Here is a 9,489-nt window from a genome sequence, read left to right on the forward strand (position 1 = left end):
CGCGTTCGAAGTCGCCGCGGTTCACATCGCCGGGAGCATCGGGACGCCGCCCCGGGAGCACAGCGGTACCTCGGGGTGAGACGCCATCCGACGAGAGGAGCCCCTGAGTGAAGGTCGCCATTGTCGGCGGAGGTCTCGGCGGGTTGACCGCCGCCCTGCTCCTGCGGCAGGCCGGTGTCGAGGCCGTCGTGTACGAGCAGGCCGCCGAGCTGCGCGAGGTGGGAGCGGGGATCGGAGTGAGCCCCAACATGGTCCGCCCTCTGGTGCGGGCCGGGCTCGGCGAGCGGCTGGCCTCCTTCGCCGTCCCCATGGATGCCGCCTGGGAGTTGAGGCGCTGGGAGGACGGCCGGGTGCTGGCCTCCCAGACGATGGGCGAGGAGTGCCGGCGGCTGTACGGCAGCGACTTCTACGTCGCGCACCGCGCCGACCTGCTCGACATGCTGTTGAGGGCGCTGCCCGAGGACGTCATCAGGACCGATCGGCGACTGGAGGTGCTACGGCAGGCCCCCGACGGGGTCGAGCTGACCTTCGGCACGGCCACAGGCGCGAGGGCGACGGTGGTCGCCGACGCGGTGATCGGCGCCGACGGCATCCACTCGGCGGTCCGGCCCACGATCGTCGACGAGGAGCCCCCGCGCTTCTCCGGGCTCTGCGCCTACCGGTGCCTCATCGACGCCGAGCGGGCCCCTGAGCTGGCGGTGCGCCGGGTGCAGACACTCTGGCTGGGGCCGGGGCGCCACTTCGTCCACTATCCCATCAGGGACAGAAAGCTGATCAACGTCGTCGCGATCGTGCCCGCGGGCGAGTGGCGCGTCGAGTCGTGGACGGCCGACGGGCGGCTTGAGGACCTGAGGGGCGAGTTCGAGACCTGGGACCCTCGGCTGAGAGGGCTGATCGCCGCGGCCACCGAGACCAAGCGCTGGGCCCTGTACGACCGCTCTCCCCTGGAACGCTGGACGTCGGGGCGGGTGACCCTGCTGGGGGACGCCGCCCACTCGATGCTGCCCTTCCTCGGTCAGGGCGCCGCCCAGGCGGTCGAGGACGCGGTGGTGCTCGCGATCTGCCTGCGCGAGGCCACCCGTGAGACGGCGGCGGAGGCGCTGGCCCGCTACGAGAGGATCCGCAGGCCCCGGGCCTCGCAGGTGCAGCTGATGAGCCGGGGCCGCGAGGTGCTGAACCATCTGCCCGACGGGCCCGCCCAGCTGGAACGCGACGCGGCCCTGGCCGCCAGCACTCCGCTCCGGCAGAGCGCCTGGCTTTACGGCCATGACCCCGAGACCGCCGTGGCGGACTGAAACGGTGATCCCGGCCGCGGACACGGCGGGCCTGACAGGCGGGCTCACCCGCAGGCGAAGCCTCGGCGAGGCTCGCCGCCGCGCTCCGGCGGGGCCCCGTTCATCTGCCGGCCTCGGCACGCAGCTCGGCGAGCAGTTCGCCCTGCTCGGCGAGAACCTCGGCCAGGATCGATCGCGCCACGGACATCAGGTCGGCCAGGTCCCTGGTGGACAGGGCGTAGACGACGGTGGCGCCGTCCCTGGTGGCGGTCACGACTCCCGCGCGGCGCAGCACGGCGAGTTGCTGGGAGAGGTTGGAGGCCTCGACGTCGATGGCGCTCAGAAGGTCCCGCACCGGCCGGGGGCCGTCCTGGAGGAGCTCCAGGACCTGGATGCGGACCGGATGGCCGAGGGTACGGAAGAATTCGGCCTTGGCCTGGTGCAGCGGCACCGGCATGATCAGGCAGCCCCGGCGGCAGGCCCGCCACCGGCGTGTCGTACGTCGACGCCGTGCTGGTCGGCGATGCGCAACAGGTTCTCCAGGCGCCCGGACAGGACCTCGATCGCGTGGTCGTCGAAGGCCTGGCGCATGAGCTCCAGCTCGCCGTCGACATCGGCGATGCGTGCCCGTAGCTCCGCCGCGAACTCGCTCATGTCCCCCATCTCCCGTGGATCAAGTCACTCCCCGGCGTCTGGTTTTATCGGCACACCGTTCCTCATGATGTGGCAAATTGCACAATTCTTCAAATCGTAATGACGTTGGCTATGATGGCGAAGGCCGTTTTCAACCAGGGCCCGCGGCCGGTTCGAGCCCGATCGATGACGGATCGACCGCGAAGCGGGATACTTGGTACGGCTACCGCAGGCTGACCTGCGGCGTCAGAGCGCGCCAGCCGGCGATGCGACAGTGACGAGGGGCCGAGCACGGCCTGCGCGAGGGAGTACAGCCAATGGGACGGGGCCGAGCCAAGGCTAAGCAGACGAAGGTTGCCCGTGAGCTGAAGTACAGCAGCCACAACATGGATCTTGACCGGTTGCGCAAGGAGCTTGGCGCCGGCGACGATCCCGCGCCGGAGAGCGAGGCCGACGACCCCACCGGCGAGCCCACCGGCAGGTGACACCGCGGACGGGCCCTGCCCCCGACTGCCCCCGACTGCCCCCGGCTGCCCCGGCTGGCCCCGCCCGGCCGCCATGACACCGACGGAGTCCGCCCCCTGGCCTGGCGGCTCCGTCGTGAGGGTTCTTTTCGGCGTATCGAGCGGCCGTGAGCCGCCCGAGGAACATATCGATCGGCGGTGAACCCCCGAGGCGGTGTCCGCCGCGCCGGGGCGGATTCCGCGCAACATCCGGCAACATCATTGAGGCACCCGCCCAGGGCTGCTTACCGTCACGGTTGTGCGTACCGCAGCGTCGCGGTCGCACTCCCGGTCAGCGCGTCGACGGAGAGCTCTGGCGGGTCCCATTCATCTCTCGGTGACCGGCTTCCCTTCCTCGCCGTGCATCCGGGATCTGCCAGTTCACACGCCGTGGCCCCGGGACGAATCGCCGGATCGCGCGAGGTCGTGCCTCGCGTGGGCGGAAAGTCTCCCCGGGTCACGGCCACCATTCACCTCCCGCCTTCACCGCGCCACCGCGCCACCGCGCCACCGCGCCACCGCGCCTCAGCATGCCTTTCGGCCTCTCGCCCGGGATCGCCGGAGCCCTCTGGACAGACAGCACGGTTAACGCATGTCCTGACTTGTCCGGTTATGCTGACTGGTCCGATGGACATGAGCGGGTGGAGTTCCCCATGACGATCTCCTGCTGGGTGGCCGGAGCCACCTCGCGAGCCGTACCCGGCGGCCACGGACCGCGGCACGCGCGGGCCGGAACCTTCCCGCCGGAGGAACAGTGACGAACCGCTACGGACCCCAGTTCGGGCCTGACATCACCTTCCTCGGCGTAGAACGGTGCTCGCTGGACGATCCCGCGAGCTACGCGGGCGCCGACGTCGTGATCGTGGGCGCGCCGTTCGACGGCGGCACCTCACACCGGCCCGGCGCGCGCTTCGGACCACAGGCGATCCGGATGACCGACTACCTGCCGCACGACGGGGCGCGCCCCAGCCTGGCGCTGCGCACCGACGGCCTGCGCGACCTGCGCGTCCTGGACGCGGGTGACGTCGAGATGCCACCGGGCGACATCTCGACGTCACTGGCCGCCCTGGAGTCCGCCGTCGAGAAGGTCGCCCGCTCGGGGGCCATCCCGGTGATCCTGGGCGGTGACCACTCGATCGCCTTCCCCGACGCCAAGGGAGTGGCCAACGTCCTCGGGCACGGCCGGATCTCGATGATCCACTTTGATGCCCACGCGGACACCGGCGACATCGAGTTCGGCTCGCTGTGGGGCCACGGGCAGCCGATGCGCAGGCTCATCGAGTCGGGGGCGCTGCGCGGCGACCGCTTCCTGCAGGTTGGCCTGCGCGGCTACTGGCCGCCGCCGGAGACGCTGGACTGGATGGCCGAACGGGCGATGCGCTCGTACGAGATGACCGAGATCGTGCACCGCGGCCTGGACGAGTGCCTGACCGAGGCCTTCGCCATCGCCGTCGACGAGTGTGACGGCGTCTTCCTGTCTGTCGACATCGACGTGTGCGATCCGGGTCACGCCCCTGGCACGGGAACCCCGGAGCCAGGTGGCATCACCGCGCGCCAGCTCCTGGACTCCGTACGGCGCATCTGCCTGGAGCTGCCGGTCGTCGGCGTCGACATCGTGGAGGTCAGTCCGCCCTACGACCACGCCGACATCACCGCCGCGCTGGCCAACCGCGTGGTCCTTGAGGCGTTGAGCGCCATCGCGCGGCGGCGGCGCGACGCCCGGGACGGGACCGTCTGGAACCCGCTGCTGCCACTGCTCGCCGAGCGCCCGGACCGCGGGGCCGACCGGCCGGGCGGGCAGGACCGCTGACTCGCCCGCCCAGATGCCTATCTGGTCCTCGGGCGGTTGCCCCATCTGGGCCTGCGGAACAGGTCTCGGCGTTCCAGCAGGTAGACGAGCTTCGAGACCGCGGTCCTGACGGCCTCCTCGTGGCGGTGACGCTTCTGCGGGACGACGGCGCTCCAGCGCTCCAGCAGGAGGGCGATCTCCTCGGCGAGTTCACCGATCACCCGGTAGCGGGTGCTGAAGGCGTAGAGGTCTCCGTGTATCTCGTTCACCAGGTCCTCGTCGACCCGGTGGGCGAGCGGCCTGACCCTGCTGAGGATTCCCGCCTCCATCGCCGGGGTGACCGGTGCCCGGCGGGCGTCGCCCTCGGGCACCATGATGAGGGCACGGACCCGCGCGACGGCCAGGGCGCGCTCGGCCTGCGGGGTCGCGGGGTGCTCGGCGAGGTCCAGGAGGCGGCGGAGGGTCTCCTGCGTCTTGTCGTCGAACATGGAAAACCCATTCCGCCTTCGCGTCTCCAGTGTCACCGGACCGGGAGGAAAAGGGGGAAGGTCTCGGCGCCGGCACCCACGCATGCCGCGCACGTGCGATCACATGCTATTCGACCCGATGGACTCTGATAGGCGGGACGCGTACCGGTGTGACCGGTGAGCGCGGGGTGAGTCGAGATATGCCCGGAAAGTGAGAGAGCCGCCGACGTCCCGGACCTCACCCGTCGCCGGACATCGGGCTGTGGTGTCGCGCCGGGACCGGGGCGGACGGCCAGACGATGGTACGTGCTGCGGCGACGCGTTTCCCGCTTTTCACCGGATCCGGTATGACACAGCCTCTCAGCTCGGCTTTTTCCACAAATAGCCCTACTTCTCAATTTTTCTGCGCATACAGTCCAGTTTTGTCGGACGGCGCCCCCTTCTCTGAAGGGTGGAGGAGAGTGGACGGGGTGGCTCACAGCCATGGATCCGATCGGTGACGATCTGCTCAGGACCATCAAGCCCGAACTCGGGTACCGGGAGGGGCCGGGCCAGCACAGCAAGTTCGGCGAGTGGTACGCGGTCAACGTGGCCCAGGACCCGCAGTACAGGACGGCCCCCTGGTGCGCGATGTTCATCGCCTGGGCGGCGGAGAAGGCGGGTGTGCAGGAGTACGTGGGGCAGTTCGCCTGGACCCCTTCGCAGGCCCGCTGGTTCGAGAACCACGGCGCGTGGACGCGGACGCCGGAGCCGGGGGCCCTGGTCTTCTTCGACTGGTCGGGTGGCAAGGACATCAAGGGGATCGACCACGTCGGCATCGTGGAAAGCGTGAACGGTGGAACGATCCACACCATCGAGGGAAACGTCGACCGGGTCTGGCTGAAGCGTAAGACCCGCGACCAGGGCAAGGTCGTCGGCTACGGCCTGCCCCGCAAGGTCAAGGAGAAACTGACGGCCATCTCGGGTAAGGACGGCACCGTTCCGCAGGTGGCCGGGCGGATCGAGGTCCGTCCCGCGCCCGCCCCCGGCGCGACCACCCCTGCGGAAACGCCTGGAACGTCTCCCGTCTCCATGGAGACCGCCGCGATCGCCGGACTGCTCGTCTTCATCCTCGGTACGACGTTCGTCCTGTCCCGGCTGCGTCTTCGCGCCTCCCGCGTCCCGGCGGGGCGGCACCGCAGGAGGAACGGGCGGGGGGAACACGCCGATCCGTGGATCGGCATGATGCCTCCGGTCACCGAGACACTCCCTCTCGCGCAGACACCTCCGGACTGGAAGGCGCTCCCTTCGACCGTGGTGTCCCATCCGGACGACCGGCCGGATGACGCGCCCCGGATCCGCGGGACGATCCGGGTGAGCAGGCCGAGCTGGGCGTACGAGCCGTACCGTGCGAGCCTGCCCGAATGCGCCGACGGCGTCTTCGGCCGCGTCGGCACCCGGATCGCCGGGCCGGGCCCGGAGGGGAGGCCGCGGCGCGGCACGCTGGAGGCACACGAGGGTGAGGAGGCGCGGGCCGCGTGACCGATCCTCCTCGGCCAACGGGCGAAGCCCGACAGGATCACCTGGGCACGCGCAGGCACCTGCAGGAATGAAAGGGATCGAACAGGCTCAGACAGCATCGGATGGGCATGCGCCGGGTCACGACGGGTTGCCCAATAAGGTTAGGCAAAGCTAAGTTGCTGAGGACGGTATTCCCTCGGCGAAGGCGGCACGATGACAGCGGGCGGCGAGCAGACCCTTGAGCGCGCGGCGGAGGTCCCGGCCTATCGCGGCCACCAGGTGGCGGTCCTGCGGACGGAGCGGCTCAGCCCGAGCTTCGTCCGGGTCACCTTCGGCGGCGAGGATCTGGCCGGCTTCGCCGACAACGGTTTCGACCAGCGGATCAAGGTGATCCTCCCGCTGCCCGACGGCAGCATCACCCCCCTGGGCGAGGGCGCCGACTGGTACCAGCGGTGGCGGGCACTCCCCGACGAGCTGCGCAACCCGATCCGCACCTACACCGTTCGCGCCGTGCGGCCCGACCTGCGCGAACTCGACGTCGACTTCGTCCTGCACGGCGAGACCGGCCCCGCCTCCCGGTGGGCGACCCATGCCTCCCCCGGCGACCGGGTCGTGGTGGTCGGCCCCAACGCCGCACACCCCGGCCCCACCGGCGGCCAGGAGTGGGCCCCGCCCGCCGGGGCGTCGCACCTGCTGCTCGCCGGGGACGAGACGGCCGTGCCCGCCATCGCCGCGATCGTCGAGTCGCTGTCCGGCTCCGTGCGTACCACGGCGCTGCTGGAGATCCCCAAGGCCGCCGACGCGCTCCGGCTCGACGTCCGTCCGGGCGTGAAGGTCACCTGGCTGCCCCGCAGGGGAGCCCGCCACGGCGACCTGCTCATCCCGGCCGTACGCGACACCCTGGGCGCGCTCACCGCTGAGCGCGCCGTCACCGGCGCCGCGAACCCGCTGGAGGACGTCGACGTCGACGCGGAGATCCTCTGGGAGGTCCCCGAGTCCTCGAAGGGCGACGGACTGTACGCCTGGCTGGCCGGCGAGGCGGGCATGGTCAAGCTGCTCCGCCGCCACCTGGTGCAGGAGGTCGGCGTCGACCGCTCCTCGGTGGCCTTCATGGGCTACTGGCGGCTGGGACGCTCGGAGAGCGCCTGAACGGGGGCCTGCCACATACCGTCACGCACACCGGCGCCCGGTGACGTGGCCCTCACCGGGGCGCCTTTGCCCTCCCCCGCACGAAACCTGCCGACTCCTTGACGCCGGAGGGGCCCCGGCAGGTGTCCGGGCCACGTAACTTGAGGGCGTGAGGTGCCCCGCTCGCGACGTGAGAAGGCCGGCATGACGGCAGCGGAATCCGCCCGTCAGGACCCGGCGGGCGCCTGCGGATACCGGCCCATCGCCGACCACGGACTCATCGGCGACCTGCGAACCGCGGCGCTGGTGGACACCGGCGGCACCATCGTCTGGTACTGCTGCCCCCGCTTCGACGCGCCCAGCGTGTTCGGCTCGATCCTGGACGCGAGCCGGGGCGGATCGTTCGAACTGGGCACGCGGGCACCGGCGAGCACCAAGCAGTTCTACTTCCCCGACACCAACGTGCTGATCACCCGTTTCTCCGCCGCCGACGGGGTGGGCGAGGTCCAGGACTTCATGCCGATCGTCGGCGGCACGTGCGACGACGCCCGGCACCGGCTGATCCGGCGGGTGAGATGCGTGCGCGGGTCGCTGTCGTTCCGCGCCCGGGTGGCTCCGCGCTTCGACTACGGCAGGCAGCCGCACGTCCTGAGCCTGTCCCAGGACCGGGCGGTCTTCGAGTCGCCGTCGCTGTCGCTGGCCCTGTCGTCCAGCACCGTCCTGGAGGCGGACGGCCAGGACGTGCGCTCGGAGTTCGAGCTCGACGAGGGCGAGTGCGCGGTGTTCGCCCTCGACAGGTTCGGCGACGACGTGGCGCCGCGCTCGTGCCCGATCGAGGAGGCCGAGCAGGAGTTCACCGCGACCGTGGCGTACTGGCGCCGCTGGCTGTCCTCCTCGACCTACCGGGGCCGGTGGCGGGAGATGGTGCACCGGTCCGCGCTCACGCTGAAGCTCCTCACCTACGCGCCGACCGGCGGGATCGTGGCCGCCGTGACGACCAGCCTGCCCGAGCAGATCGGCGGGGAGCGCAACTGGGACTACAGGTACGTCTGGATCCGCGACTCGGCGTTCTGCGTGTACGCGCTGCTGCGGCTGGGCTTCGGCGAGGAGGCCGAGGCCTTCATGGGGTTTCTGTCACGGCACGTCAGCCGCGACGACGACGGCGGCCCCTCGGGTCCTCTGCAGATCATGTACGGCGTCGACGGGCGCACCGAGCTCCCCGAGATCGAGCTGGCCCACCTGGAGGGCTACCGGGGCTCGGCTCCGGTGCGCGTCGGGAACGCCGCGGTGGACCAGCTCCAGCTGGACATCTACGGCGCCCTCCTCGACTCGGTCTACCTCTACGACAAGTGGCACCGGCCGATATCCAGCGCCCTCTGGGAGGACGTCCACATCCTGGTGGACTGGGTCTGCGACAACTGGGACCGGCCCGACGAGGGCGTGTGGGAGACGCGCGGCGGGCGCAAGGACTTCGTCTACTCGCGGCTGATGTGCTGGGTGGCGATCGAACGGGCCATGCGGATGGCCGCCCACCGCGGGCTGCCCGCCGACACGCCCCGCTGGCAACTGGCCCGCGACGCGATCTACCGGCAGATCATGCGGCGCGGCTGGTCGGAGGAACTGCGGGCGTTCGTCCAGCACTTCGACGACGACGTCCTCGACTCCTCGGTGCTGATGATGCCGATGACGAAGTTCGTCTCCCCCACCGACCCCAAATGGCTGTCGACCCTCGACGCGCTCGGCGCGAACCTGGTGTCCGACTCGCTGGTCTACCGCTACGACCCCGAGGTCAGCCCGGACGGGCTGCGCGGCGAGGAGGGCACGTTCTCGATCTGCTCGTTCTGGTACGTCGAAGGGCTCACCCGGGCCGGGCGCCTGGACGAGGCACGGCTCGCGTTCGAGAAGATGCTCACCTACGCCAACCACCTCGGCCTGTACGCCGAGGAGATCGGGCGGACCGGCGAGCAGCTCGGCAACTTCCCGCAGGCCTTCACCCACCTCGCACTGATCAGCGCCGCGTTCAACCTCGACCACGCCCTGGGCTGAGCCGCTCCCCCTTGGCGGGGGGGCCCCCCCCCCCCGGGGGGGGGGGCCCCCCCCGGGGGGGGGCGGCCCCCCCCCCCCCCGGGGCCCCCCCGGGGGGGGGGGGGGCCCCCGCCCCGCCCCCCGCCGGCCCCCCCCCCCCCCGCAACCCC

General features: G+C 71.1%; 9 protein-coding genes. 6 read left to right on the plus strand and 3 right to left on the minus strand.

Annotated elements, in window-relative coordinates; genetic code table 11:
• Window positions 1-107 precede the first annotated feature (107 nt).
• Window positions 108-1,295, plus strand: a complete 1,188-nt coding sequence (locus tag ACIBH4_RS33730; protein ID WP_362511186.1) for an FAD-dependent monooxygenase — start codon at window positions 108-110, stop codon at window positions 1,293-1,295.
• Between the two features lie 100 nt (window positions 1,296-1,395).
• Here ACIBH4_RS33730 and ACIBH4_RS33735 read toward each other — a convergent pair whose 3' ends face one another.
• Window positions 1,396-1,731: a metalloregulator ArsR/SmtB family transcription factor gene (locus ACIBH4_RS33735; protein ID WP_350946379.1), complete on the minus strand. Its 336-nt coding sequence runs from the start codon at window positions 1,729-1,731 to the stop codon at window positions 1,396-1,398.
• A 2-nt stretch (window positions 1,732-1,733) separates the two neighbouring features.
• Window positions 1,734-1,928 carry a hypothetical protein gene (locus tag ACIBH4_RS33740; RefSeq protein ID WP_350946211.1) on the minus strand — a complete coding sequence of 65 codons (195 nt, stop codon included), beginning with the start codon at window positions 1,926-1,928 and terminating at the stop codon, window positions 1,734-1,736.
• A 296-nt stretch (window positions 1,929-2,224) separates the two neighbouring features.
• Between ACIBH4_RS33740 and ACIBH4_RS33745 the strand changes: the two genes are divergently transcribed.
• Both ACIBH4_RS33745 and speB read left to right on the plus strand, forming a co-directional pair.
• Window positions 2,225-2,392, plus strand: a complete 168-nt coding sequence (locus ACIBH4_RS33745; RefSeq protein ID WP_362511191.1) for a DUF3073 domain-containing protein — start codon at window positions 2,225-2,227, stop codon at window positions 2,390-2,392.
• A 772-nt stretch (window positions 2,393-3,164) separates the two neighbouring features.
• Window positions 3,165-4,220: an agmatinase gene (speB, locus tag ACIBH4_RS33750; RefSeq protein ID WP_362765387.1), complete on the plus strand. Its 1,056-nt coding sequence runs from the start codon at window positions 3,165-3,167 to the stop codon at window positions 4,218-4,220.
• A gap of 17 nt (window positions 4,221-4,237) precedes the next feature.
• Here the strand turns inward: speB and ACIBH4_RS33755 are convergent, their stop codons facing one another.
• A complete protein-coding gene (locus ACIBH4_RS33755; RefSeq protein WP_362511197.1) occupies window positions 4,238-4,687 on the minus strand; it encodes a hypothetical protein in 450 nt (149 codons plus the stop codon).
• A 462-nt stretch (window positions 4,688-5,149) separates the two neighbouring features.
• On the opposite strand from ACIBH4_RS33755, the gene ACIBH4_RS33760 reads away from it, so the two are divergent.
• From ACIBH4_RS33760 to ACIBH4_RS33770, 3 genes are all read left to right on the plus strand, one after another.
• The gene (locus ACIBH4_RS33760; protein WP_362765389.1) at window positions 5,150-6,187 is read left to right on the plus strand and encodes a CHAP domain-containing protein; all 1,038 of its coding nucleotides are present in this window, start codon (window positions 5,150-5,152) and stop codon (window positions 6,185-6,187) included.
• Window positions 6,188-6,379: 192 nt separating this feature from the next.
• A complete protein-coding gene (locus ACIBH4_RS33765) occupies window positions 6,380-7,315 on the plus strand; it encodes a siderophore-interacting protein (protein ID WP_362511203.1) in 936 nt (311 codons plus the stop codon).
• Window positions 7,316-7,498: 183 nt separating this feature from the next.
• Window positions 7,499-9,340, plus strand: coding sequence for a glycoside hydrolase family 15 protein (locus ACIBH4_RS33770; RefSeq protein WP_362511206.1), 1,842 nt, complete (start codon window positions 7,499-7,501; stop codon window positions 9,338-9,340).
• Window positions 9,341-9,489 lie beyond the last annotated feature (149 nt).

It is taken from the genome of Streptosporangium sp. NPDC050284 (genome assembly GCF_044459525.1).
Classification (GTDB): domain Bacteria; phylum Actinomycetota; class Actinomycetes; order Streptosporangiales; family Streptosporangiaceae; genus Streptosporangium.

What these genes read in the sequence shown, in the direction of transcription:
- ACIBH4_RS33745 (WP_362511191.1), top strand. Translation starts at nt 2,225, where the DNA reads ATGGGACGGGGCCGAGCCAAGGCTAAGCAGACGAAGGTTGCCCGTGAG.
- ACIBH4_RS33740 (WP_350946211.1), bottom strand. Translation starts at nt 1,928, where the DNA reads ATGAGCGAGTTCGCGGCGGAGCTACGGGCACGCATCGCCGATGTCGAC.
- ACIBH4_RS33770 (WP_362511206.1), top strand. Translation starts at nt 7,499, where the DNA reads ATGACGGCAGCGGAATCCGCCCGTCAGGACCCGGCGGGCGCCTGCGGA.
- ACIBH4_RS33755 (WP_362511197.1), bottom strand. Translation starts at nt 4,687, where the DNA reads ATGTTCGACGACAAGACGCAGGAGACCCTCCGCCGCCTCCTGGACCTC.
- ACIBH4_RS33765 (WP_362511203.1), top strand. Translation starts at nt 6,380, where the DNA reads ATGACAGCGGGCGGCGAGCAGACCCTTGAGCGCGCGGCGGAGGTCCCG.
- ACIBH4_RS33735 (WP_350946379.1), bottom strand. Translation starts at nt 1,731, where the DNA reads ATGCCGGTGCCGCTGCACCAGGCCAAGGCCGAATTCTTCCGTACCCTC.
- ACIBH4_RS33760 (WP_362765389.1), top strand. Translation starts at nt 5,150, where the DNA reads ATGGATCCGATCGGTGACGATCTGCTCAGGACCATCAAGCCCGAACTC.